This window comes from Sphingomonas hankookensis (assembly GCF_022664465.1).
GTDB lineage: Bacteria > Pseudomonadota > Alphaproteobacteria > Sphingomonadales > Sphingomonadaceae > Sphingomonas > Sphingomonas hankookensis.
Map to the genome: position 1 here is coordinate 255,359 of NZ_JAKREV010000006.1, position 24,424 is coordinate 279,782.

General features: G+C 67.2%; 18 protein-coding genes. 8 read left to right on the forward strand and 10 right to left on the reverse strand.

The annotated features are described in order from the left end of the window. Positions 1-210: 210 nt before the first annotated feature. Both MF610_RS16080 and MF610_RS16085 read left to right on the forward strand, forming a co-directional pair. A complete protein-coding gene (locus tag MF610_RS16080) occupies positions 211-738 on the forward strand; it encodes a hypothetical protein (RefSeq protein WP_242200262.1) in 528 nt (175 codons plus the stop codon). Continuing rightward, positions 738-1,253, forward strand: a complete 516-nt coding sequence (locus MF610_RS16085; protein ID WP_242200264.1) for a hypothetical protein — start codon at positions 738-740, stop codon at positions 1,251-1,253. The genes MF610_RS16080 and MF610_RS16085 overlap by 1 nt, the downstream gene beginning before the upstream one ends. A 494-nt stretch (positions 1,254-1,747) precedes the next feature. Here MF610_RS16085 and MF610_RS16090 read toward each other — a convergent pair whose 3' ends face one another. The 4 genes from MF610_RS16090 to rpoB form a co-directional block, all read right to left on the reverse strand. Beyond that, positions 1,748-2,524 (reverse strand): formate/nitrite transporter family protein, encoded by a 777-nt coding sequence (locus MF610_RS16090; RefSeq protein ID WP_242200266.1) that lies wholly within the window; start codon positions 2,522-2,524, stop codon positions 1,748-1,750. 354 nt (positions 2,525-2,878) lie between these two features. Then, positions 2,879-7,159 (reverse strand): DNA-directed RNA polymerase subunit beta', encoded by a 4,281-nt coding sequence (rpoC, locus tag MF610_RS16095; protein WP_242200277.1) that lies wholly within the window; start codon positions 7,157-7,159, stop codon positions 2,879-2,881. A gap of 25 nt (positions 7,160-7,184) precedes the next feature. Then, entirely contained in the window at positions 7,185-7,424 is a 240-nt protein-coding gene (locus tag MF610_RS16100) for a hypothetical protein (protein WP_242200279.1), read from the reverse strand. Between the two features lie 6 nt (positions 7,425-7,430). After that, positions 7,431-11,576 (reverse strand): DNA-directed RNA polymerase subunit beta, encoded by a 4,146-nt coding sequence (rpoB, locus tag MF610_RS16105; RefSeq protein WP_242200284.1) that lies wholly within the window; start codon positions 11,574-11,576, stop codon positions 7,431-7,433. A gap of 325 nt (positions 11,577-11,901) precedes the next feature. Between rpoB and MF610_RS16110 the strand changes: the two genes are divergently transcribed. The 3 genes from MF610_RS16110 (at position 11,902) to MF610_RS16120 (ending at position 13,871) form a co-directional block, all read left to right on the forward strand. Continuing rightward, positions 11,902-13,050: a hypothetical protein gene (locus MF610_RS16110; protein ID WP_242200286.1), complete on the forward strand. Its 1,149-nt coding sequence runs from the start codon at positions 11,902-11,904 to the stop codon at positions 13,048-13,050. A gap of 72 nt (positions 13,051-13,122) precedes the next feature. Further along, on the forward strand, positions 13,123-13,644 hold the full coding sequence (locus MF610_RS16115; protein ID WP_242200289.1) for a DUF2975 domain-containing protein: 522 nt from the start codon (positions 13,123-13,125) through the stop codon (positions 13,642-13,644). Next, positions 13,644-13,871, forward strand: a complete 228-nt coding sequence (locus MF610_RS16120; protein ID WP_242200291.1) for a helix-turn-helix domain-containing protein — start codon at positions 13,644-13,646, stop codon at positions 13,869-13,871. Before MF610_RS16115 ends, MF610_RS16120 begins: the two co-directional genes overlap by 1 nt. Positions 13,872-14,053: 182 nt before the next feature. On the opposite strand, the gene rplL is transcribed toward MF610_RS16120, so the two are convergent. Together rplL and rplJ are read right to left on the reverse strand one after the other, a co-directional pair. Further along, positions 14,054-14,431, reverse strand: a complete 378-nt coding sequence (gene rplL, locus MF610_RS16125) for a 50S ribosomal protein L7/L12 (protein WP_055758810.1) — start codon at positions 14,429-14,431, stop codon at positions 14,054-14,056. 48 nt (positions 14,432-14,479) lie between these two features. Continuing rightward, positions 14,480-14,995 (reverse strand): 50S ribosomal protein L10, encoded by a 516-nt coding sequence (gene rplJ / locus MF610_RS16130; protein WP_242200418.1) that lies wholly within the window; start codon positions 14,993-14,995, stop codon positions 14,480-14,482. A gap of 386 nt (positions 14,996-15,381) precedes the next feature. Here rplJ and MF610_RS16135 point away from each other — a divergent pair, with 386 nt between their 5' ends. Both MF610_RS16135 and galA read left to right on the forward strand, forming a co-directional pair. Further along, entirely contained in the window at positions 15,382-16,140 is a 759-nt protein-coding gene (locus MF610_RS16135; RefSeq protein WP_242200295.1) for a copper homeostasis protein CutC, read from the forward strand. Beyond that, positions 16,137-19,034, forward strand: a complete 2,898-nt coding sequence (gene galA / locus MF610_RS16140) for a beta-galactosidase GalA (RefSeq protein ID WP_242200298.1) — start codon at positions 16,137-16,139, stop codon at positions 19,032-19,034. Before MF610_RS16135 ends, galA begins: the two co-directional genes overlap by 4 nt. Positions 19,035-19,125: 91 nt before the next feature. Here the strand turns inward: galA and MF610_RS16145 are convergent, their stop codons facing one another. From MF610_RS16145 to MF610_RS16160, 4 genes are all read right to left on the reverse strand, one after another. Further along, positions 19,126-20,340 carry an SDR family oxidoreductase gene (locus MF610_RS16145; RefSeq protein ID WP_242200300.1) on the reverse strand — a complete coding sequence of 405 codons (1,215 nt, stop codon included), beginning with the start codon at positions 20,338-20,340 and terminating at the stop codon, positions 19,126-19,128. A 253-nt stretch (positions 20,341-20,593) separates the two neighbouring features. After that, positions 20,594-20,800: a DUF1289 domain-containing protein gene (locus tag MF610_RS16150; RefSeq protein WP_242200302.1), complete on the reverse strand. Its 207-nt coding sequence runs from the start codon at positions 20,798-20,800 to the stop codon at positions 20,594-20,596. Positions 20,801-20,804: 4 nt separating this feature from the next. Then, positions 20,805-22,259: a DEAD/DEAH box helicase gene (locus MF610_RS16155; protein WP_242200303.1), complete on the reverse strand. Its 1,455-nt coding sequence runs from the start codon at positions 22,257-22,259 to the stop codon at positions 20,805-20,807. Positions 22,260-22,394: 135 nt separating this feature from the next. Continuing rightward, positions 22,395-22,871: a hypothetical protein gene (locus tag MF610_RS16160; RefSeq protein ID WP_242200304.1), complete on the reverse strand. Its 477-nt coding sequence runs from the start codon at positions 22,869-22,871 to the stop codon at positions 22,395-22,397. Between the two features lie 76 nt (positions 22,872-22,947). Here MF610_RS16160 and MF610_RS16165 point away from each other — a divergent pair, with 76 nt between their 5' ends. Then, positions 22,948-24,390, forward strand: a complete 1,443-nt coding sequence (locus tag MF610_RS16165; protein WP_380870603.1) for an FAD-binding oxidoreductase — start codon at positions 22,948-22,950, stop codon at positions 24,388-24,390. Positions 24,391-24,424 lie beyond the last annotated feature (34 nt).

Consider the following 24,424-nt stretch of genomic DNA (forward strand, 5'->3'; position numbering starts at 1 on the left):
GGGCGGCCTCGCCCAACCACTGCGTCGCTCTCGCGCAGGCGGGAGCCATACACGCTATCGTTGCGACTCCTGCCGAAGCGTCGGCATATATGGATTCCCGCCTGCGCGGGAATGACGATCTACGGGTGATGGCGCGACGGCAGGCCCCGAACGCACGACCCACCCCATCCACGGTTGAGGCAACCGGCCGCATCGCCCATAAGGGCGGGCATGCGTATCCTGTTCCCCCTCGCCACCGTCGTCCTGCTTGCCGGATGCGTGCCGCCCGGTGCGCCGCCCGCGACCGAAGAGGTGCCGGCGCCGGTGCAGCGGCCGGTGCCGGTCCGGCCGATCCCCGTCGCCCCCGTCAGCGGCGACTGGCGCGACCTGCCGCGTACCCCCGGCGACTGGCAGTATCGGGGTTTGAGCAACGGGTCGGCCGCGACCTACGGGACGCGCGGTGTGGCGCCGGTCGCGACGCTGACCTGCAACCGTGCCGGCGGCCAAGTAACGATGACCTTCGCCACGCCGCGGCCGGTCGCCGGCACGGTGACCGTCCGCACCACCAGCACGCAGCGCGGCCTGACCGTGCAGCCGATGGCGGGCGGGGTCGGCGTCGCGCTGCCCGCCAGCGACCGGTTGCTCGACGCGATCGGGTTCAGCCGCGGGCGCTTCGTGGTCGAGGGTACGCCGGTCGGGCGGCTGGTGCTGCCCGCCTGGGCCGAAGTGCTGCGCGTGACCGAGGATTGCCGCCGCTGATGCGCCGGGCGCTCGTCGTGCTGCTGGCGCTGGCCGGGTGTTCGAGCGAGCCGCCGCCGCCGCCCGCGCCGAAGCCCGGCGCGCAACCGACGCCGTCACCGACGCCTTCGCCGCGACCGCTTCGGCCCGGACAGTTGCCGACGCCCGAACTCGACGGCGCGGTCCCGCTGGCCGGCAGTTGGTCGGCGAAGCCCGGTGCGGCGGTCTATACTGCCGAGGGGCGGATCGCCTTCGCGGTCCGCTGCGACCGCGCGGCGCGGCGTATCCTGTTGTCGCGCGGCGTGGCGGAGGGCGATGCGATCGCCCTGTTCACCGACAATGCCGCCGCGACCTTCCCGGCGCAGGTGGTCGACGGCGCGCTGGAAACGGCGGTGACGACCGGACAGACGTTTCTCGACGCGCTGGCGAAGGCCGATGCGATCGGCGTCGCCACGGGCACGGGGCCGGTGCTGAGGGTGCCCGGCGACAAGGCGATCGGTGCGGTGGTGCGGGGATGTCGCCCGGCGGGGCGCTGAACGCCGCACGGACTGTCGAGTATGACGGAAACACCGTGTATTTCAAGTCTTGCAGGTAGTCGCGAGATACCCCAGATTCAGGGTGCGCACCGTTCGGGGCGTAACGGCTTTAACTAGCGAAAGGAGGTGATCCGATGTCTCATGGTTCAGCAGTGGGTTCGGTTCAGTTCGTTCGGGAGACGCACCGCTAAACGCCGATAGGGTCGCGTGCGGGGGGTATCCTCCCCCAGTCAACGCCGTGATCCTGGCACATGCGGTTCGCATGGTCTCCCGAGCTGGAGCTTCCGGCCGCTGACCATGCTTGAGGTCGCCGGGCGTCGAGAGACCCCGGCGGCCTCTTTCATGTCTGGGGTTGGCGGTTGCTGGCCCAGTGAATCGTAAACGTCACCCCAGCGAAGGCTGGGGTCTCAAGCGGCTCCCGTCCCGCGCTGTCACCGGAAGATCCCAGCCTTCGCTGGGATGACGCGCGTAGTATGGGGGCAGGGCAGCAGGCGTCACGTCGCCAGCGTACGATGCCCCGCCGCCAGCGTGATCGCGACCAGCGACCCGCCGACGATATTCCCCGCCGTCGCCAGCAACAGATTGCCGAGCAGCGCCCCCATCGGCACCGCCGCGGGATCGAGTCCCCATGCGATCGGCAGCAACGTCATGTTCGCCACCGAATGCTCGAACCCGGCGGCGACGAACAGCGCGACCGGTCCGATCACGCTGGCGATCTTGCCCGCGACGGTCTTCGCACCGGTCGCCATCCAGACCGCCAGACACACCAGCATATTGGCGAGCACGCCCGAGGCGAGCAGTTCGATCCAGTCCTTGGCCAGTTTGGTATCGGCGGTCTTGAGCGCGGCCGCGGCGACCGCGCCGTCGATCGCTTGCGGAGCGCCGGACGCCACGAACAGCGCGGCGATGACGAGGCTGCCGATCAGGTTCGCGATCCACACGACCGTCCAGTCGCGCAGCGTCTCACCCACGCCCAGCCGGTCCTGCGCCGCGGGCAGAACCAGCATGGTATTGCCGGTGAACAGCTGCGTGCCCGTCACCATCACCAGCATCAGCCCGACCGAGAATGCGACGCCCGACAGCAGCTGCGTCGCGCCGCCCGGCGCCATGCCCGCCTGCGCCACCAGATAGCCGATCGCGCCGAACCCGATCTGCGCGCCCGCCGCGATGCCCAGCAGCATCATCGCGCCGATCGGCGGGCGCGCTTTCGCCAGCATGGCGTCATCGACGCTGTCGGCCAGCGTGTCGGCGGTCGCATCGTCCTGTGCCACGGCGAATCCCCTTCCTGTTCTGGCATCAGAACGATCCGATCGGCGGGCGGCTCCGCGTATCGCAGGATCGGGGCGATATCGACGATAGGGACGTCGTGCATCTGGTGGAGAGGAAAGGTGGCGGGCGGCGGTAGAGGTCGCTGCTTCCGATCGCGCCGGTCGCTCCCCAACACGCGCTTCAACGCACGTCATCCCGGCGCAGGCTGGCATCTCCCGGTCGTAACGCGCTTTGCCTGCCGCGGAAAACCCAAGCCTTCGCTGGGGTGAGGCTTGCCGCGCCCACATCCCCCAAAACGAAACCGCCGCCCGGTTGCCCGGACGGCGGCTCGTTCAGTTCAGCGAAGACCCGAACGATCAGTCGTTTAGATATTCGCCCGCATCGGCGTCGGTGCCGGTGCCCGACGGCACGACATCGGCCAGCGGATCGTTCGCACCCTGACCGTCGCGGGGCGAACGGGCCAGTTCGGCGGCATGTTCTTCCTCGGCCGAATTCGGCGCGATGAAGCCCTGAAGCGCCTTTTGCTGCGCACGGAGCGCCGCATCGCGCGACGATGCCGCGACCCGCAGGCGGTTCATGCCGGCACCGGTGCCCGCCGGGATCAGGCGGCCGACGATGACGTTTTCCTTCAGGCCGTTCAGGCTGTCGATCTTGCCCTGCACCGACGCTTCGGTGAGGACGCGGGTCGTTTCCTGGAACGATGCGGCCGAGATGAAGCTGCGGGTCTGCAGCGACGCCTTGGTTATGCCGAGCAGCACCGGCTTGCCCTGTGCGGGGGCCTGTCCTGCTTCCAGCTTGGCGTTGGCTTCGTCCATCTCGTCACGGTCGAGCTGTTCGCCGGCCAGCAGGGTGGTGTCGCCACCGTCGGTGATCTCGACCTTCTGCAGCATCTGACGAACGATCGTTTCGATGTGCTTGTCGTTGATCTTCACGCCCTGCAGTCGATAGACGCCCTGGATTTCGCTGACCAGATATTCGGCCAGCGGCTCGATGCCGAGCGTTTCCAGAATGTCGTGCGGGTTCGGCGAACCACCGATCAGGTTGTCGCCGCGCTTGACGTAGTCGCCTTCCTGAACGTCGATCACCTTCGACTTCGGGATCAGATACTCGACGACCTCGCCGCCATCCTCGGGCTGGATGCCGATCTTGCGCTTCGCCTTGTAGTCCTTGCCGAAGATCACGCGGCCCGACACCTTGGCGATGATCGCCGCTTCCTTCGGGATACGCGCTTCGAACAGTTCGGCGACGCGCGGCAGACCGCCGGTGATGTCGCGGGTCTTAGCCGATTCACGGGCGACACGGGCGAGAACGTCACCCGCCTGCACGCTCGCACCGTCCTCGACCGACAGCACCGCGCCCGGCGCCAGCATGTAGCGCGCGGCTTCACCCGAATTCGCATCGAGCAGGGTCATGCGCGGACGCAGATCCTCCTTCGACTTGGTCGTGACGCGATATTCAATGATCTCGCGCTGGGCGATACCGGTCGCTTCGTCGACACGCTCGGTGACGGTCTTGTTCTCGATCAGGTCGATGAACTTCACCGTACCGGCCGTTTCGGTGATGACCGGCGCGGTGAACGGGTCCCATTCCGCCATGCGGTCGCCCTGCGAGACGATGTGGCCATCGTCGAACAGCACGTACGCGCCGTAGGGGATGCGGTGGACCGACAGGTCGCGGCCGTCCATGTCGATGATCGCGATTTCGCCCGAACGGCTGAGCACCACGCGCCGGCCACGCTGATCTTCGATCAGGCGCAGGTCGCGGAACTCGACCGTGCCGTCGACCGGCGCTTCGAGGTTCGACTGTTCGTTCAACTGCGCCGCACCACCGATGTGGAAGGTACGCATAGTCAGCTGCGTCCCCGGCTCGCCGATCGACTGCGCCGCGATGACGCCGACCGCTTCGCCGATGTTCACCGGCGTACCGCGCGCGAGGTCACGGCCGTAGCAGGTGCCGCAGACGCCGACCTTGGCTTCGCAGACCAGCGGGCTGCGGATCTTCATCGCCTGAAGCCCCAGACCCTCGATCCGCGTGATCATCGCTTCGTCGAGCAGCGTGCCGATCGGGAACACGACTTCGCCGGTCTTCGGATCGATCACGTCCTCTGCGGTGGTCCGGCCGAGGATGCGTTCGCCGAGCGACGCGATCGTCGCACCACCTTCGATGATCGACCGCATTTCCAGCGCACGCTGGGTACCGCAGTCTTCCATGATAATGACGCAGTCCTGCGACACGTCGACCAGACGGCGGGTCAGATACCCCGAGTTCGCCGTCTTGAGCGCCGTATCCGCCAGACCCTTGCGGGCGCCGTGGGTCGAGTTAAAGTATTCGAGGACGGTCAGACCTTCCTTGAAGTTCGAGATGATCGGCGTTTCGATGATCTCACCCGACGGCTTGGCCATCAGCCCGCGCATACCCGCCAGCTGCTTGATCTGGGCGGGGCTACCACGGGCGCCCGAGTGGGCCATCATGTAGATCGAGTTGATCGGCTTCTCGCGACCCTTGTCCGGACCTTCCTCGTAGCGGCGAACCGCCTTGATCTCGTCCATCATGCTGGTCGCGACCTGATCGCCGCAACGGCTCCAGGCGTCGATCACCTTGTTGTACTTCTCCTGCTGCGTGATCAGGCCGTCCTGATACTGCTGCTCGAAGTCCTTCACGAGGTCGCGCGTCTCGTCGACCAGACGATCCTTGTCCGGCGCGATCAGCATGTCGTCCTTGCCGAACGAGATGCCGGCACGGAACGCGTGGCGGAAGCCCAGCGCCATGATCGCATCGGCGAACAGCACGGTCTCCTTCTGACCGGTGTGGCGATACACCTCGTCGATGACGTCGCCGACATCCTTCTTGGTCAGCAGGCGGTTGACCGTTTCGAACGGCACCTTGTGGCTCTTCGGCAGGGTTTCGCCCAGCAACATGCGACCTGGGGTGGTCTCATAGCGCTTGAGATACTGCTTGCCGTCCTCGTCGGTCTGCGGAACGCGGCTGACGATCTTGGTATGCAGCGTGACGGCACCGGCGTGCAGTGCCTGATGCACCTCCGCCATGTCGCCCAGCAGCATGCCTTCGCCCGGCTCGTTCGTCTTCTCCATCGAGAGGTAATAGAGACCCAGCACCATGTCCTGCGACGGCACGATGATCGGCTTGCCGTTGGCGGGCGACAGGATGTTGTTGGTCGACATCATCAGGACGCGCGCTTCCAGCTGCGCTTCGAGGCTCAGCGGAACGTGGACGGCCATCTGGTCGCCGTCGAAGTCGGCGTTGAACGCCGAGCAGACCAGCGGGTGCAGCTGGATCGCCTTGCCTTCGATCAGCACCGGCTCGAACGCCTGAATGCCCAGACGGTGGAGCGTCGGCGCGCGGTTCAGCATGACCGGGTGCTCGCGAATGACTTCGTCGAGGATGTCCCAGACTTCCTTGCGTTCCTTCTCGACCCACTTCTTCGCCTGCTTGAGCGTCATGCTCAGGCCCTTGGCGTCGAGGCGGGCGTAGATGAACGGCTTGAACAGCTCGAGCGCCATCTTCTTCGGCAGGCCGCACTGGTGCAGCTTCAGCTCCGGGCCGGTCACGATGACCGAACGACCCGAATAGTCGACGCGCTTGCCGAGCAGGTTCTGACGGAAGCGGCCCTGCTTGCCCTTGAGCATGTCGGACAGCGACTTCAGCGGACGCTTGTTGGCGCCGGTGATCGTGCGGCCGCGACGGCCATTGTCGAACAGCGCGTCGACCGCTTCCTGCAACATGCGCTTTTCGTTGCGGACGATGATGTCCGGCGCACGCAGTTCCATCAGCCGCTTCAGGCGGTTGTTGCGGTTGATGACGCGGCGATACAGGTCGTTCAGATCCGACGTCGCGAAACGACCGCCGTCCAGTGGCACCAGCGGACGCAGTTCGGGCGGAATGACCGGCACGACGTCGAGGATCATCCACTCGGGACGGTTGCCCGACTCCAGGAAGCTCTCGACGACCTTGAGCCGCTTGATGATCTTCTTGGGCTTCAGTTCCGACTTCGTGACGGCCAGCTCTTCGAGCAGATCGCGCTTTTCGCCCTCGAGGTCGAGGTCGATCAGCATCTGCTTGACCGCTTCGGCGCCGATCCCGGCCGAGAACGCGTCCTCGCCATACTGGTCCTGCGCGTCGAGCAGTTCGTCCTCGGTGAGGAGCTGATACTTTTCGAGCGCGGTCAGGCCCGGCTCGATCACGATGTAGCTCTCGAAGTACAGCACGCGCTCGAGCTGCTTCAACTGCATGTCGAGCAGCAGGCCGATGCGCGACGGCAGCGACTTCAGGAACCAGATGTGCGCGACCGGCGCGGCCAGTTCGATATGGCCCATCCGCTCACGGCGGACCTTCGACACCGTGACTTCGACACCGCACTTTTCGCAGACGATGCCCTTGTACTTCATGCGCTTGTACTTGCCGCACAGGCATTCGTAATCCTTGATCGGACCGAAGATGCGCGCGCAGAACAGGCCGTCACGTTCCGGCTTGAACGTGCGATAGTTGATCGTCTCGGGCTTCTTGATCTCGCCGAACGACCACGAGCGGATACGCTCCGGTGAGGCGATGCCGATCTGGATCTGGTCGAAGGTCTCCGGCTTGGCCACCGGGTTCGCGAAATTGGTCAGTTCGTTCATTTTGCGATTCCTCTGAGAGGAGTAATTATTCGAGCGGGTAGTCGGTCAGGCGACGTTTGGCATGTTCGATCCAGTCATCGACGACGGGCAGGGGAACATCCTTCCCCCAAAGCGAAATGGTCAGTTTTCCGATGGGATGTTCCACCTTATCGAAGGAATTGTCCCATCGGAAAACCTCACCGATCATTTCGCCGCCGCGCCAAAGCTCCAATCCCAATCCGTCGCGATTCAAATCGCTGGCACAGATATAGGAATAGGTCGCCAATGCCGCTTACTCCGCCGCCTCGGCCAGGCCGTCGTTCTCTTCGATGCTGCTCAACTCGATGTTGAGGCCGAGCGAACGCATTTCCTTGACCAGCACGTTGAAGCTCTCGGGGATGCCGGCCTCGAAGGTGTCGTCGCCCTTGACGATCGCTTCATAGACCTTGGTGCGGCCGACCACGTCGTCGGACTTCACCGTCAGCATTTCCTGGAGCGTGTAGGCGGCGCCGTATGCCTGGAGCGCCCACACTTCCATTTCCCCGAAGCGCTGGCCACCGAACTGCGCCTTACCACCCAGCGGCTGCTGGGTGACGAGCGAGTACGGTCCGATCGAACGCGCGTGGATCTTGTCGTCGACCAGGTGGTGCAGCTTGAGCATGTAGATGATGCCCACGGTGACCATCCGGTCGAACTGATCGCCGGTCCGGCCGTCGAACAGCACCGACTGACCCGAGCTGTGCAGCCCGGCCAGTTCCAGCATGTCCGACACGTCGCTTTCGCGCGCGCCGTCGAACACCGGGGTGCCCATCGGCACGCCCGTGCTGATGTTCTGGACCAGTTCGGCCAGCTGCTCGTTCGAACGGCTGTCGATATCCTCGGCATAGTGATCGCCGTAGATCGCCTTCAACCGGTCCTTGACCGCCGAGGGCATCTCGCCGCCGACCGCGTCCGGATTGGCCTCGCGCCAGTCGCGCAGCGACCGTGCGACTTCCATACCCAGGTTGCGGGCGGCCCAGCCGAGGTGCGTCTCGAAGATCTGCCCGACGTTCATGCGCGACGGCACGCCCAGCGGGTTTAGCACCAGGTCGACTGGGGTACCGTCCTCGAGGAACGGCATGTCTTCCTGCGGCAGGATGCGCGAGATGACGCCCTTGTTGCCGTGACGGCCGGCCATCTTGTCGCCCGGCTGCAGCTTGCGCTTCACCGCGACGAACACCTTGACCATCTTCAGCACGCCCGGCGGCAGCTCGTCACCGCGCTCCAGCTTCTCACGGCGATCGTGAAACTTGTCGGTGATCCGCTTTACCGCCTCGTCATACTGCGCCTTGACCGCTTCGAGGTTCGACTGCGCCGCATCGTCGGCGACGGCGAACCGCCACCACTCGTGCTTCTCGACGCTGTCGAGCAGGTCGCGGTCGATGACCACGCCCTTCTTCACGCCCTTGGGCGCGGCCGTCGCGGTCTGCCCTTCGAGCATCTCGCGCAGGCGCGACCAGGTCGCACGGTTGAGGATCCCGCGCTCGTCGTCCGAGTCCTTCTTGAGGCGCTCGATCTCTTCGCGCTCGATCGCCATCGCGCGCTCGTCCTTGTCGATGCCGTGACGGTTGAAGACGCGGACGTCGACGACCGTTCCCGACACGCCCGGCGGCAGGCGGAGCGAGGTGTCGCGCACGTCGCTGGCCTTTTCACCGAAGATCGCGCGGAGGAGCTTTTCCTCCGGCGTCATCGGTGATTCGCCCTTCGGCGTGATCTTGCCGGCGAGAATGTCGCCCGGTTCGACCTCGGCACCGATATACACGATGCCCGCCTCGTCGAGGTTGCGCAGCGCTTCTTCACCCACGTTCGGAATGTCGCGGGTGATGTCTTCCGGCCCGAGCTTCGTGTCGCGGGCCATCACTTCGAACTCGTCGATATGGATCGACGTGAACACGTCGTCCTTCACGATCCGCTCGCTGATGAGGATCGAATCCTCATAATTGTACCCGTTCCACGGCATGAACGCGACGAGCGCGTTGCGGCCCAGCGCCAGTTCGCCGAACTCGGTCGACGGACCGTCGGCAATGACCTCGCCCGCGCGGATCACGTCGCCCACCTTCACCAGCGGACGCTGGTTGATGCACGTCGACTGGTTCGAACGCTGGAACTTCATCAGCGTATAGATGTCGACGCCGCTCTCGGTCGCATCGACCTCGCCGGTCGCACGGATCACGATGCGGGCCGCATCGACCTGATCGACCACGCCCGCACGCTTGGCCGAGATCGCCGCGCCCGAATCGCGCGCCACGGTCTCTTCCATGCCGGTGCCGACGAACGGCGCTTCCGCCTTCACCAGCGGCACCGCCTGACGCTGCATGTTCGAGCCCATCAGCGCGCGGTTGGCGTCATCGTTTTCCAGGAACGGAATGAGCGACGCCGCGACCGACACCAGCTGCTTGGGGCTGACGTCCATCAGCGTGACGTTTTCGGGCAGCGCCATCAGGAATTCGCCGGCCTGACGGGCCGACACCAGTTCCTCGGCGAAGCTGCCGTCTTCGTTCAGCGCTGCCGACGCCTGCGCGACGGTGTGCTTCTGCTCTTCCATCGCCGACAGGTACACGACGTCGTTCGACACCTTGCCGTCGATGATGCGACGATAGGGCGTTTCGATGAAGCCGTACTTGTTGACGCGGCTGAACGTCGCGAGGCTGTTGATAAGACCGATGTTCGGGCCTTCCGGCGTTTCGATCGGGCAGATACGGCCATAGTGGGTCGGGTGAACGTCGCGGACTTCGAAGCCGGCGCGCTCACGGGTCAGACCGCCCGGCCCAAGTGCCGAGACGCGACGCTTGTGCGTCACTTCGGACAGCGGGTTGGTCTGGTCCATGAACTGCGACAGCTGCGACGAACCGAAGAACTCGCGAACGGCGGCAACCGCCGGCTTCGCGTTGATCAGGTCGTTCGGCATGACGGTCGAGACGTCGACCGACGACATGCGCTCCTTGACCGCACGCTCCATGCGCAACAGCCCGACGCGATACTGGTTCTCCAGCAGCTCGCCGACCGAACGCACGCGACGGTTGCCGAGATTGTCGATATCGTCGACTTCGCCCTTGCCGTCCTTCAGGTCGACCAGCGTCTTGACGACCGACAGGATGTCCTCGCTGCGCAGCGTGGTCACCGTGTCCGGCGCGTCGAGGTCGAGGCGCATGTTGAGCTTCACGCGGCCGACCGCCGACAGGTCGTAGCGCTCCGGATCGAAGAACAGGCCGGCGAACAGCGCTTCGGCGGTTTCCAGCGTCGGCGGTTCGCCGGGGCGCATCACGCGATAGATGTCCGACAGCGCCTGTTCGCGCTCCTCGGCCTTGTCGACGTTCAGCGTGTTGCGAATCCACGGACCGGTCGAGACATGGTCGATATCGAGCAGCTCGATCCGCTCGATGCCTGCCTGGTCGAGCAGTTCGAGGTTCTCAGCCGACACTTCGTCGCCGGCTTCGATATAGATCTGGCCGGTCGTCTCGTTGATCAGGTCATAGGCGCTGTAGCGGCCGAAGATTTCTTCCGTAGGGATCAGCAGGTCCGTCAGGCCGTCCTTGCCCGCCTTGTTGGCGAGGCGCGGCGAAATCTTGGTGCCGGCCGGGAACACGACTTCGCCGGTGTTCGCATCGACGATGTCGAACGACGGCTTCTGACCACGCCAGTTTTCCGGCGCGTACGGAATGCGCCAGCCGCCTTCGCCGCGGACGAAGGTCACGCGGTTGTAGAAGTGGTTGAGAATGTCCTCGCCCGTCATGCCCAGCGCATAGAGCAGCGACGTGACCGGCAGCTTGCGCTTGCGGTCGATGCGGACATTCACGATATCCTTGGCGTCGAATTCGAAATCGAGCCACGACCCGCGATACGGGATCACGCGGGCAGCAAAGAGATACTTGCCACTGGCGTGGGTCTTGCCGCGGTCGTGATCGAACAGCACGCCCGGCGAGCGGTGCATCTGCGACACGATCACGCGCTCGGTGCCGTTGATGAAGAAGGTGCCGTTCTCGGTCATGAGCGGCATGTCGCCCATGTACACGTCCTGCTCCTTGATATCGAGGACCGAGCGGGCCTCGGTATCGGCGTCCACCTCGAACACGATCAGACGCAGCGTGACGCGCATCGGCGCCGCATAGGTGATGCCGCGCTGACGGCATTCTTCCACGTCGAACTTGGGGTCTTCCAGTTCGTAGGTGACGAAGTCGAGCTCGGCGGTGCCGGCGAAGTCGCGGATCGGGAACACCGACCGCAGCGTCTTTTCGAGGCCCGACACGTAACCGATCGACGGATCGGACCGCAGGAACTGTTCGTAGCTCTCGCGCTGAACCTCGATCAGGTTCGGCATCTGCACCACTTCGTGGATGTCGCCGAACACCTTGCGGATGCGGCGCTTGTGCGTGCCGGTTGCGGTTGCCTTGGTCGCCATGGAGTCGTGGGCCTCGCTTGCAGTCAAATCTCTTGCCCGGTTGCCACCGGGCTGGCGTGCGATCGGGACGACGAAAGCCGCGTCACCCATGATGGGCCGCAGCTGATCGAGCGTCCTGGAATGGCGACAGGCCTATGCATGCAATGCGTTGCGCGACGACGCATTCTTTCCCGGTCCTGAAGCAGGCCGGTCATATAGAAGCCGCAGCAGGGCCTGTCAACGCAGCGGTAGGGCGCGTTCGATCCATCTTGATTGTACCACGCTTGGTCGTGATAGCGTGTTCGGCAGACTAACGTCGGCCACAAAAGCCCGGTTGAGGACAATCATGCAGTTTCAGCTTCCGCTCGCGGCGATCGTCGCGACCCTCGCCGTGCCCGCCGCCGCCCAGCAGCAGACCACGCCCGACGGTTCGATCCCGATCTACGACATTACGCCGCAGGCGCTGCCGACCCCGGCACCGACGCCCAGCGCAACGCCGCGTGCGACTCCGACAGCAGCCCCGACCCCGCGCGTCACGCCGGCCCCGCGCCCGACGGCCACGCCGACTCCGCGCGCGACCCCTGCGCCGCGCCCGGCTCCGTCGCCGACGCCCGCCCCGGTGGTGGAGGCCGCGCCACCCGCGGCCGAGCCGACCTATGTCGGGCCGCCGGTCCTGCCGGTGCCCGACGCCACGCCGTCGCCGATCGCTTCGCCGACGCCCGTCGTCTCGGCGACCCCGGCCGAGGTTGCGCCGGTCGCACAAAGCGATGCGCTGCCCTGGTGGGTGTGGTTCCTCGGCGGTATCGCGGTGGCGAGCGTCGTCGCCTTCCTGCTCGGCCGCCGCCGCCGGACCGCCGAACCGATCATGACCGAAGCGGTCGCGCCCGAACCGATGGCGCCGGTCGTGGTGGCGCCCGAGCCGCCGCCGGTCGTCGCGCCGCCCCCCGCACCGGTCGCGCCGACGCCGCCCGCACCGCCGGCGGCCATCGCGCCCACCGCCGGCCCGTTCCTCGAATTCCAGCTCGCCCCGCTGCGTGTCGGGACCGAGGGCGACCGCGCGCTGCTGGATTTCGACCTGACCGTCGGCAACCCGGCATCGACGCCGGTCGACGAGGTCCGCATCGCGACCCTGCTGATCACCGCCAACGCCCGGCAGGACGAACAGATCGCCGCCTTCTTCTCGGACAGCGAAAAACGCGGGCTCGACCCGTTCGCGCTGGGCGCGGGCGAGCGGCGGCATCTGGAAGCGACGATGACCTTGCCGCGCCCGGCGGTGAATGTCGTCACCGCCAACGACCGTTCGTTCTTCGTGCCGATGATCGCGATCGATGCGCGCTATCGCTGGGCCGACGGCCGCGAATCGCGCACCACCGCCGCCTTCATGGTCGGCCCGGCCGCACCGCAGGGCAAGCTCGCCCCGATCTTCATCGATCGCGGCGACCGCATGGTCGATCGTCTGGACGTACGATTGCACGGCCAGGTCCGCCGAACATAAGGGGGGTGGCAGAGGCTATTGTCGATTATCGATATACGGCCTAGCGTTCGGACAAGCGAGGAGGGGAGCGGCATGGGACGGCGAGACCGGATATTGCGATTCACCGTCGTCGTTCTGCGCGTCCTGCTGGTCCTCAACATCGCCTTCGCCGCGGCGTTCGTCATCGCGGCGCTGGTGAGCTTCCCGCTGCACGACATGCTGGCGGCGCGGATCGTCGGCAAATATCCGGCGGTCGATGTCGAGCGCGTCGTCACCGGCATCCGCGCGCTGCTGCTGCTGGGGGTCGCCGCGGCGGTGCCGGCGCACATCATCTTCTCGCGGCTGATCGCGGTGATCGGTACCGTGCTGGCCGGCGAGACCTTCGCCTCGCCCAATGCGCGGCGGGTGCGGGCGATCGGCTGGGCGCTGCTTGCCATTCAACTGCTCGACGTGCCGTTGCTGCTCATCATCCCAAATTTTGCCGGCATGGGCGTGCGGGTCGACGGATCGTCGATCTCGATCGGCGGATGGCTGTCGGTGCTGGTCGCCTTCGTCCTGGCACGCGTGTTCGCCGAGGGCGCGGCGCTGCGCGAGGACCTCGAGGGAACGGTCTGATGGCGGTGCTCGTCCGCCTAGACGAAGTGCTGCAGGCGCGGCGCATGACGCTGACCGAACTGGCGCAGGCGGTCGACATCACGCTGGCCAATTTGTCGATCCTGAAGACCGGCAAGGCGCGCGCGATCCGCTTCACGACGCTCGACGCGATCTGCCGCGTGCTGGAATGCCAGCCGGGCGATATCCTCGTCCACGGGCCGGGCGAGGTCGAAGAGGACGAGGACTGACCCGGCGGCGCACGATGATCGGCGCATGAAAAAAAAGGGGGCGGTCCGGTGTGGACTGCCCCCTTCTTTTTTCGGTCGAGCCGGGATGGGAGCAAGTCCCATCCCGTCGGTCGGGCCGTTGGCCCGCCGGCCGGCCTTGATGGAGATAGCGGACCCATGGGGTCCGCTGTCCCATCTGCGGCTTACTTGACTTCGACGGTCGCGCCGGCGCCTTCGAGCTGCGCCTTGATCTTGGCGGCCTCGTCCTTGTTGACGCCTTCCTTGACGGCCTTCGGTGCGCCTTCGACGAGCGCCTTGGCTTCGGTCAGGCCCAGGCCGGTGATGGCGCGGACTTCCTTGATGACGTTGATCTTCTTGCCACCGTCGCCGGTGAGGATCACGTCGAACTCGGTCTGCTCTTCAGCAGCCGGGGCAGCGGCGCCACCGCCAGCGGCCGGAGCGGCAGCAACGGCAGCAGCGGCCGAAACGCCCCACTTTTCTTCGAGCAGCTTCGACAGTTCAGCCGCTTCGAGGACGGTCAGCGCGCTCAGCTGTTCGACGATCGCGTTCAGGTCAGCCATGATATTCTCCGTAAATCAGATAGGGTTGTGTAGGTGGGAAGCGCCAAATCAGGCGGCTTCCTTCTCCGCATATGCCGACAGCACGCGCGCGATCTGGGCCGCGGGTGCCTGTGTGATGGTGGCGATCTTCGTTGCCGGGGCAACGATGAGGCCGACCAGCTTGGCGCGCAGTTCGTCGAGCGAGGGCAGCGAGGCCAGAGCCTTCACGCCGTTCGCGTCGAGGATCTGGCCGCCCATGGCGCCGCCGACGATCTCGAGCTTGTCGTTCGTCTTGGCGAAGTCGTTGATGACCCGCGCCGCAGCGACGGGATCGGTCGACGTCGCCAGCGCCGTCGGGCCGGTCAGCAGGTCCGACAGCACCGCGTACGGCGTGCCTTCGGCTGCGATCCGGGCAAGACGGTTCTTCGAGACCTTGTAGCTCGCGCCGGCTTCCCGCATCTTGTTGCGCAGGGCCGTCGACTGGGCGACGGTCATGCCGAGGTTGCGGGTGACGACCACCACGCCGACCTCGTTGAAGGTGCGGTTCAGCTCGGCGACGGCTTCACTCTTCTGAGTGCGATCCATGCCGTTCTCCTTTACTGGGGCGTGTCCCGGCAGAACCGGAAACGCCCGCGAACAATCCGCCCGTCGCAGGTTGCGACGACCGGGGCGAAAGTCCGTGAGGGGCATGGTCGCCATGCGGAGCCCTGCACCGATGCGCAGGGTCGCTTCATGGCCGGCCCGACGTGCCTCGGCACGATCGGGCGGAATACACATTCCCCGTCTCGGCAGGACATTAAGCGGGAAACCCGCACCTGCTGTCTCGGACGGACGTCGCGCGCAGGACGAATCCCCCGCGTGACGGCTGGGGCGGCGCTTACGGTTACGGGTCCGCGGAGTCAAGCATGCGAAGCGGCTTGACCTGCCGCGATGACGCTTCATTAGTCATATAAAATAGGCAGGAAGCAGGCATGGGCGCGGTGACGCTGGAAATCTGTATCGACAGCGTAAACGGGTGCGAAGCAGCGATCGCTGGCGGCGCCGACCGGATCGAACTGTGCGGCGCGCTGGCGGTCGGCGGATTGACGCCGCCTGCCGGGCTGGTGGCGCTGGTGGTAGAGCGGGCGAAGGCAGCGGGCGTGCGGGTCCATGCGATGGTGCGGCCGCGGGCGGGCGACTTCGCCTATGACGATGCCGATTTGGCGACCGCCATCGCCGACGCGCGCGCCCTGATCGCCGCCGGGGTCGACGGGCTGGTGTTCGGCGCGGTGCGCGGCGGCGTGATCGATCTGCCGGTGACGACGGCGTGGCTCGATGCGGTGCGCGGCGACCGCGCCGATATCGACCTGACGCTGCACCGTGCGGTCGACCTGCTACCCGATCCCGTCGCTGCGGTCGATCCCGCCGTGGCGCTCGGTTTTCACCGCATCCTGACCTCGGGCGGGGCGGTGCGCGCGATCGATGGTGCCGGGACGATCGCCGCGATGCAGGCGTGCGCGGGCGAGCGGATCGTGGTGATGCCGGGGTCGGGCGTGCGCCCCGGGAATGTCGCGGGGCTGCTGGCGATGACCGGTGCCCGCGAAGTCCATGCATCGGCGGGCACGCCGCTGGTGCAGGACGATCCCCGCGTGACCGCGCTGGGCTTTGCCGGGCCGGGACCGGCCCGAACCGATGCCGCCACCGTGCGCGCGCTGCGCAACGCGATCGATACCGAGGGGACGAACCGATGACCTTCCCGCCGATGGGCCGCCGCGCCCTGCTGACCGGCACCGCCGGCACGCTGGCCGTCACCGCGCTGCCCGCGCTGTCTGCTCCGAAGCGTGCGGTTCCGAGCGGACTGCTCCACGGCCTGTCACCGCGTCCCGGCCTGCCCGAACGCCTGCCGGTCGAGGACCCGTCGCGTATCCTGCTATCCAATGGCTGGCTGTTCCACGAAGGCGACATCGTCTTCCCACTGCCGGTGACGCACGACGAAACCTATACCAATGCGAAGGCGGGCAACGCCCGCGGCGCGGCGGCGATGGAATATGACGACAGCGACTGGGCAACGGTTACCGTGCCGCACGACTGGGCGTCGGCGCAGGGCTTCGTCGAGACGGCGAACGTGTCGCAGGGCTATCGCCCGCGCGGGATCGGCTGGTACCGCCGCACGCTGCGGCTCGCGTCCGAAGACCGGGGGAAGAAGCTGGAGCTGCATTTCAGCGCGATCGCCACCGCCGCGACGATCTGGATCAACGGCAGCGTCGTGGCGCGCAACTTCTCCGGCTACAACGCGATCGCCATCGACCTGACCCCGTTCGCGCGGTTCGGCGACGAACTGAACGTCATCGCGATCCGGGTGGATGCAACCGCGATGGAGGGCTGGTGGTACGAGGGCGCCGGGCTCTACCGCCATGTCTGGCTGGCGAAGCGGTCGCCGGTGTCGATCGCGACCGACGGCGTGCATTGCGACCCGCGCCTGGGCAGCGACGGGCGTTGGCAGGTGCCGGTGTCGGTGACGCTGGAGAGCATCGCGCGGACGGCGGCGACCGCGACGGTCATGGTCGACCTGCTCGACCCCGCTGGCAAGGTCGTCGGCAGCGCACGGGCAACCGCCGAACTGCAACCGCTGGCCGAAGCGCAGGTTGCGATCTCGCTGGCGGTCGCCGATCCGCAGCTTTGGTCGATCGAGGCACCGACGCTCTACACCGTGCGCGTCACCACCGATGCGCCGGGTGGCGGGGATGAGCGGCGCGTCGCCATCGGTTTCCGCACGATCCGCTTCGACGCGAACGAAGGCTTCTTCCTGAACGACAAGGCCGTGAAGCTGAAGGGCGTGTGCCTGCATCAGGACCATGCCGGGGTCGGCGTCGCGGTGCCCGACGCGCTGCTGGCGTGGCGGCTGCAGCGGATGAAGGACACCGGCGTCAACGCCATCCGCTGTTCGCACAACGCGCAGGCGCCAGAGTTCTATCAGCTGTGTGATCGGATGGGGTTCGTCGTCATGGACGAGAACCGGATATTCAACCCGGCGCCGGAGAATATGGCGCAGCTGGAATGGCTTGTCCGCGCGCATCGCAACCATCCCAGCATCATCCTGTGGTCGGTTTTCAACGAGGAACCGATGCAGGGCACCGAAGCCGGGGTCGAGATGGTGCGACGGATGGCCGCCCGCGTCCACGCGCTCGACGACAGCCGCCCGGTCACCGCGGCGATGAACGGCAGCTTCTACGACCCCCAGAACGTGTCGAGCGTCGTCGATGTGATGGGGTTCAATTACTATCAGGGCGATTACGACAAGTTCCACGCGCTGAACCCGGCCAAGCCCAGCAGTTCGTCGGAGGATACCAGCGCGTTCATGACGCGCGGCGCCTATGCCACCGACAAGGCCGCGCATGTGATGTCGTCGATGGATACCGAAGCCGCGCCATGGGGCGCGACGCACCGGAACGCATGGGCGGAGATCGCGAAACGGCGCTTCATCGCCGGCGGGTTCGTGTGGACCGGGTTCGATTATCATGGCGAGCCGACGCCGTTCACCTGGCCGACGATCGCCAGCTTCTTCGGCATCCTCGACCTGTGCGGTTTCCCCAAGACCGCCTACGACATTCACCGCGCGCACTGGATCGATAGCGAGCCGGTGATCGGCGTCGCGCCGCATTGGACGTGGCCGGGACGCGAAGGCCAGCCGATCGCGCTGCTGGTGACGAGCAACGCCGAACGGGTCCGCGTCGTGCTGAACGGACGGATGGTCGGCGAGCAGGCGGTCGACCGGATCATGGGCAATGCCTTCACCGTCCCCTATGCACCGGGGAAGCTGGAGGCGATCGCGCTGAAGGGCGGACGCGAGGTCGCGCGGGCGACGCATGAGACGGCGGGACCGGCGGTCGCGCTGCGGCTGACCCCGGCGCGTACGGCAATGCTGGGGGATAACGAGGACGTCGTGCCGGTCACGATCGATGCGGTCGATGCGCAGGGGCGGCATGTCCCGACGGAGAACCGCCTGACCCGCTTTACTGTCGACGGCGCGACGCTGATCGGCGTTGGCAATGGCGACCCCAACAGCCATGAAAGCGAGAAGGCGCCGCAACGCTCGCTGTTCAACGGGCTGGCGCAGATGCTGGTGCAGGCGGGTGAGGGGCGCGGCAAGGTGGCGATCGCGGCGAGTGCGGAAGGCTTGCGTCCCGCGCGGCTGGTGATCGACCGGGTGGCGGCGAGCCCGCGCGCGCAGGTGGCGGTGACGCCGACCGGCGCGTTCATCCTCGGCTGGCGACGGTCGAAGTCGTTCGCCGCCGCCCCTGATCCGGCGCTGGCGCCGCCGCCCAACGACAATAACAGCTGGGACTTCACCCGCAGCGGTTCGGCGGCGACGCCCGAGACGGGGCCGTCGTTCCGCCTGTACCGCGCCACCCTGCCGGTACGGCGGCGGGTGGTGGCGGAAGGCGGCACGCTCAGCTTCACGCGGATCGAGGGACGGGCGACCGTCTATGTCGACGGGCGACAGGTCGCGGCGAAGCGTGATTTCGCGGGTGCGCCGCTGGAAGCAGCGGTGCCGGCGGGGGCGAAGACGGTGGCGGTACTGGTCGAAGCGGAGCCGAACGCGCGGTCCGGCCTGACCGGGGCGGTGCGGCTGGCGCCGCGATAGGGGGCGGATAGCTCGGGCCGACGGTCGTTATTCGCGATCCAGAACCCCGCCCGCAATCGTCACCCCGGGTTAAGCCCGGGGTGACGAAGGATCAGGGGTTCGCGACCTTGATCTCGCCCGCGTTCGGCGCGACGACGGCACCCGCGGGCCGTTCGGAGAAGCGGTCGCGTTCGCCGGGGATCGTGCCTTCATCGGCAATGCCCGCGGCGAACGATGCCGACGAATCGGTGCCGTCGGCCTGATGCGCCAACGGCGGGGGGAGTAGCTTGGGCGCCTCCGGCTTGCGGCGCGGCGTCGATCCACGCAGCGACAGCAGCATGCCGGCAGCGACACCGATCCCGCCCAGCACCGCCGCCGTGGTCCAGGGCCGCATCTGCGCTTCGAGCGCGAGGCTCTGCTTGCGGACATAATGATCCTGGTTCGACCGCGTCCGGCCATCGGCGCGCGGTTCGAACAGATTGTCCTTCGTTCCCGGCGCCGCCGGTGTGGTCGTCGTCTGCGCCTCTTCCTTGAAGAACATTTCCATGAACCGGTCGGCGCTACGCGGCAGCAGGTTGCTCATCTTCGTCATCGCCATGCCGGTGCCGCCAACGGTCAGGTCGCGCTTGGGATGTTCGGCGGCGAAGCAGATCGCCTTGGCCACCAGATCGGGGTCGTAGACCACCGGGGGCACGCGCGCGGGCTGGTCCATGCGGTTGCGGGCATGTTCGGGATAGGGGGTGTCGATCGCGGCGGGCTTGATGAGGGTCACCGAGACCGGGCGCTCTTCGGCCTCCAATTCCATGCGAAACGCCTCGGTAAAGCCCTGCACCGCATGCTTCATCGCGCTGTACGCGCCCTGTACCGGTACCGAGCGGTCGGACAGGATCGAGCCGATATTGACGATCGCCCCGCCGCCGCGCGCGGTCAGTTCGCGCGCCGCATAGAGCGAGGCGGCGACCAGCGCGAAATAGCCGACGTCGAACACGCGGCGCTGTTCGTCGAGGCTGGTTTCGCTCAGCCGGGCATAGAGCGCCACGGCGGCGTCGTTGACCCAGGTGTCGAACCCGCCGAACACCTCGCGCGCCTTGGCCCCGATTCGCTCGGGCGCATCGGCGGCGGTGACGTCGATCGCGAGATGATCGGCCTTGCCGCCGCGCAGCCGGATCGTCTCGACCGCCTCGCGCAGCGCGTCCTCGTTGCGCGCCACCAGCAGCACGCGGGCGCCGGCACGGGCGGCACGGCGCGCGGTGGCGAGGCCGATGCCCGACGAGGCACCGGTGATGACGATAGTCTGTTCGGATAGCGGCTTGAGCGTGAGGGCCATGGCGAATCTCCGGGGGTTACCGATCGCGCGCTCAACGCACGGGGTGCCCCACGGGTCCGGTAGAGCGGGTTCCGAACAGGTTGCACCACCGTCATCGCCCTGCGGGCGACCGCTGGCGCGGCGGGGCGCTTTCGATCCGGGACCGCGTTGCTCGTCGGTCACGATGCCGCTGCATCGCGCCCTCCTCGCGCCTTGTCCCGAACCGAAATCGCCACCGTGCCGGTGATCCAACCTGCTCGGAACCCGCTTTGCGCTATTGCTCCAGAACGGCCATGCGTTCCGGCAGCAGCGCCATCACCGCGCGGCGGGCGTCCGGATCGATCGCGGTCCAGCGTGCGATTTCGTCACGGGTCCGGCCACAGCCGAGGCACCAGCCGGTGTCGGTATCCATCGAACAGACCAGCACGCACGGGCTCTCGATCGCCACCGGCGCGACCGTTTCGAACGGGTCGTCGCTCACCGGATCAGAGCGGGATGCGGACGTTCAGGAAGGCGGGGACGGGGCCGTTCCACGCGCCGTCCTCGACCGCATCCTGCTGCACATAGCGGGCGGGGCGTTCGTCGCGGCGTTCGTCCCGGTCGTAGCGATCGTCGCGGTCGCGGCGCGGGCGGCGATCCTCGCGGTCGGTACGCGGAGCGCGCTCTTCGCGTTCGGTACGGGGCGCACGCTCCTCACGCTCGGCACGCGGCGCACGTTCGCGCTGGGCCGGCGCAGCGGCGTCGGCCTCGGCGGCCGGGCGGCGGCGACCGCGACGCGGCGCTTCCTCGACCGGTTCGGCCTCGGGCGCGGGTTCGGCCGGGGCGTTGCCCAGGTCGAGCACCGGAATCTTCTGGCCGGTCAGCTTTTCGATATTGGCGATGTTCTCGGCATCGTCGGGGGTGACCAGCGTATAGGCGATGCCCGTCGCGCCACCGCGACCGGTGCGGCCGATGCGGTGGACGTAATCGTCCGGGTGCCACGGCGCGTCGAAGTTGAAGACGTGGCTGACCCCCTTCACGTCCAGGCCGCGCGCGGCGACGTCGGACGCGACGAGGATCGTGACGTCGCCCGACTTGAAGCGCTCCAGTTCGGCGATGCGCGACGACTGGTCCATGTCGCCATGGATTTCAGCCGAGCGGAAGCGCGCGCGCTGCAGGCTCTTGTTCAGCTCGCGCACGGTCGTCTTGCGGTTGCAGAAGATGATCGCGTTGCGGACCTCTTCGGTCGCCAGCAACTGGCGCAGCACGTCGCGCTTTTTCGCGGCGGACACCGGCACGACATGCTGGGTGATGTTGAGGTTGGTCGATGCCGGGCGCGACACCTCGATCGTCTTGGGATTGTCGAGGAACTTGTCGGCCAGCTTCTTGATCGGCGGCGGCATGGTCGCCGAGAAGAGCAACGTCTGGCGCTGTTTCGGCAGCTTGGTGCAGATTTCCTCGATATCGGGGATGAACCCCATGTCGAGCATCCGGTCGGCTTCGTCGATGACCAGCATCGAACAACCGGTCAGCAGGATCTTGCCGCGGGTGAACAGGTCCATCAACCGGCCCGGCGTCGCGATCAGGACGTCGACGCCCTTTTCCAGCGCCGCGAGCTGATCCCCCATCGACACGCCGCCGATCAGCAGCGCCATCGACAGCTTGTGGTTGGCGCCGTATTTCTCAAAATTCTCGGCGACCTGCGCCGCGAGTTCGCGCGTCGGTTCAAGGATCAGCGAGCGCGGCATGCGCGCACGGCTGCGGCCATGGGCGAGGATGTCGATCATCGGCAGCACGAACGACGCGGTCTTGCCGGTGCCGGTCTGGGCGATGGCGACCAGATCGCGCATCATCAGGACGGACGGGATCGCCGCCGCCTGGATCGGGGTCGGTTCGGTGTAGCCCGAATCGGTAACGGAACGCAGCAGTTCGTCGGACAGGCCGAGATCGGCAAAGGTCATTGCGATTCCATGGCTGAGGAACGCAACAGGCCCGCGCTCCGATATATCGGACGCCCCCTCGCCAAAAATGCCGGAAAAGTCAAGGTTTCGTGGGGACGAGCGGGCCGGCACCGTTCCCAGGCGAGCGGATCGAATCTAGCGCGCGGGCACGAGCGCGCGGAACGCGGAGATGCGGCACTGCCCGCCCGAGCGCGAGCGGATGACGTCGCGCGAGGCGCACATCCGGCCATCGCTGCTGGGCTTGATATAGAGCCCGCCATAGAAATCGAGCGCGGCGCAATCGTCGGCCAGCCGGGCGCGGACCCGGCCGCCGCTGTTGAGCAGCAGGTCGACGCTGTCGGTGCGGTTGATGGTGACGGCGGCGAGACTTTCGACCGGCAGGCAGCGATCGGTATGTTTTTCGACCCACTGGATCGGCGGCAGCGCGCGCGGGGCGCTGTAGGCGACGGGGGCGAACGGCGCGCGGGGCACGCGGATGATGACGCGCTGGACGCGGACTTCGGTCCGGACGGTGGCGACCGGCGGCGACTCCGCCACGCGCCGCTGCGCCGCGCCGGGCAGCGCGAGCAGGAGCAACACCATGGTCGTTGCGGAAAGCGGCAAGGCGGTCACGCGGTCATCATCCTCGAGTGAAATTTAACCGCAGATGAACTGGCGGCAAGGGGGCACGCGATGCTAACCGCAACCGATGATGCCGCCCCCCGTCGCCGCCATGGTCGCCGATGCCCGCCGGGCATGGGGCGACCGGATCGTCACCACCGATGCCGAACGGATCGCGCCGTGGCTGACCGACTGGCGCGGCCGCTATCACGGCGCCAGCGCGGCGCTGTTCGAGCCGGGCGATACCGCGCAGGTGGCGGGGCTGGTCGCGCTGGCGGGCGAGCATGGCGTGGCCGTGGTGCCGCAGGGGGGCAATACGTCGATGGTCGGCGGAGCGACGCCGCCGGCTGACGGATCGGCGGTACTGCTGTCGCTGCGGCGGATGGACCGTATCCGGCACCTGGACGAGGGGCAGGCGGTGGCCGAGGCCGGCGTGATCCTGCAGCATCTGCATGAAGCGGCGGCGGAGGCCGGGCAGCGCTTCCCATTGACGCTGGGCGCGCGGGGCAGTGCCACGATCGGCGGGCTGGTGTCGACCAACGCCGGCGGTACGCAGGTGCTGCGCTGGGGCAATATGCGGCGGCTGGTGCTGGGCGTGGAAGCGGTGCTGCCCGACGGGTCGGTGCATGACGGGCTGACCGTGCTGCCCAAGGACAATCGTGGCTACGACCTGACGCAGCTGCTGGTGGGAGCGGAGGGGACGCTGGGCATCGTCACCGCCGCGACGCTGAAGCTGGTGCCCGCTATCGCCGAGCGCGCGGTGGCATGGGCGGGGATCGCCGATCCGCAGGCGGGGCTCGACCTGCTGCGCGCGATGCAGGCGGCGACCGACCGAATCGAGAGTTTCGAGATCATCCCCGCCGATACGCTGGCGCTGGCGGTGGCGCATCTGCCCGGTGCGCGCGCGCCCTTGTCGGGTGATCACCCATGGCATTTGCTGATCGAGGCGGTGGCGGGGCCCGGCGAATCGTCGCCGCCCAAGCTGCTGGAGGAATTGCTGGGCGCGGGTGTCGCTGCGGGGCAGGTCGCCGACGCGGTGATCGCGGTCAGCGAGGCGCAGGCCGAGGCGTTCTGGCGGCTGCGCGACACGCTGTCGGCGGCGGAGAAATCGACCGGGCCGGCGGTGCAGCATGATATTTCGGTGCCGGTCGAGGCGATGCCGCGCTTCATGGTGGAGGCGGCGGCGGCGGCCGAAGCGCGCTTTGCCGGCACCCATGCCACCGCCTTCGGCCATTTGGGCGACGGCAACGTCCATTTCCACGTCCGCGCGCCCGTGGGTGCCGATCCGGCGCGCTGGTATGCCGACGACGCGCCGGGCATCACCCGCTTCGTCCACGACGCGGTGGCGGCGGCGGGCGGGTCGATCTCCGCCGAACATGGCATCGGCCAGATGAAGCTCGGCGAACTCGAACGGCTCGGCCCGCGTGCGCGGCTGGCGGCGTTGCGCGGGGTGAAGGCCGGGCTCGACCCGCTGGGCCTGTTCAATCCGGGCAAGCTGGTAGCGCTTGCACCCCGCAGCGCCAATCCATAGACGTTGGCACGAGGTTCGCCCGGGGGGGCGGCCG

What these genes read in the sequence shown, in the direction of transcription:
- MF610_RS16080 (WP_242200262.1), top strand. Translation starts at nt 211, where the DNA reads ATGCGTATCCTGTTCCCCCTCGCCACCGTCGTCCTGCTTGCCGGATGC.
- MF610_RS16085 (WP_242200264.1), top strand. Translation starts at nt 738, where the DNA reads ATGCGCCGGGCGCTCGTCGTGCTGCTGGCGCTGGCCGGGTGTTCGAGC.
- rpoC (WP_242200277.1), bottom strand. Translation starts at nt 7,159, where the DNA reads ATGAACGAACTGACCAATTTCGCGAACCCGGTGGCCAAGCCGGAGACC.
- rpoB (WP_242200284.1), bottom strand. Translation starts at nt 11,576, where the DNA reads ATGGCGACCAAGGCAACCGCAACCGGCACGCACAAGCGCCGCATCCGC.
- MF610_RS16110 (WP_242200286.1), top strand. Translation starts at nt 11,902, where the DNA reads ATGCAGTTTCAGCTTCCGCTCGCGGCGATCGTCGCGACCCTCGCCGTG.
- MF610_RS16115 (WP_242200289.1), top strand. Translation starts at nt 13,123, where the DNA reads ATGGGACGGCGAGACCGGATATTGCGATTCACCGTCGTCGTTCTGCGC.
- MF610_RS16120 (WP_242200291.1), top strand. Translation starts at nt 13,644, where the DNA reads ATGGCGGTGCTCGTCCGCCTAGACGAAGTGCTGCAGGCGCGGCGCATG.
- rplL (WP_055758810.1), bottom strand. Translation starts at nt 14,431, where the DNA reads ATGGCTGACCTGAACGCGATCGTCGAACAGCTGAGCGCGCTGACCGTC.
- rplJ (WP_242200418.1), bottom strand. Translation starts at nt 14,995, where the DNA reads ATGGATCGCACTCAGAAGAGTGAAGCCGTCGCCGAGCTGAACCGCACC.
- MF610_RS16135 (WP_242200295.1), top strand. Translation starts at nt 15,382, where the DNA reads ATGGGCGCGGTGACGCTGGAAATCTGTATCGACAGCGTAAACGGGTGC.
- galA (WP_242200298.1), top strand. Translation starts at nt 16,137, where the DNA reads ATGACCTTCCCGCCGATGGGCCGCCGCGCCCTGCTGACCGGCACCGCC.
- MF610_RS16145 (WP_242200300.1), bottom strand. Translation starts at nt 20,340, where the DNA reads ATGGCCCTCACGCTCAAGCCGCTATCCGAACAGACTATCGTCATCACC.
- MF610_RS16155 (WP_242200303.1), bottom strand. Translation starts at nt 22,259, where the DNA reads ATGACCTTTGCCGATCTCGGCCTGTCCGACGAACTGCTGCGTTCCGTT.
- MF610_RS16165 (WP_380870603.1), top strand. Translation starts at nt 22,948, where the DNA reads ATGATGCCGCCCCCCGTCGCCGCCATGGTCGCCGATGCCCGCCGGGCA.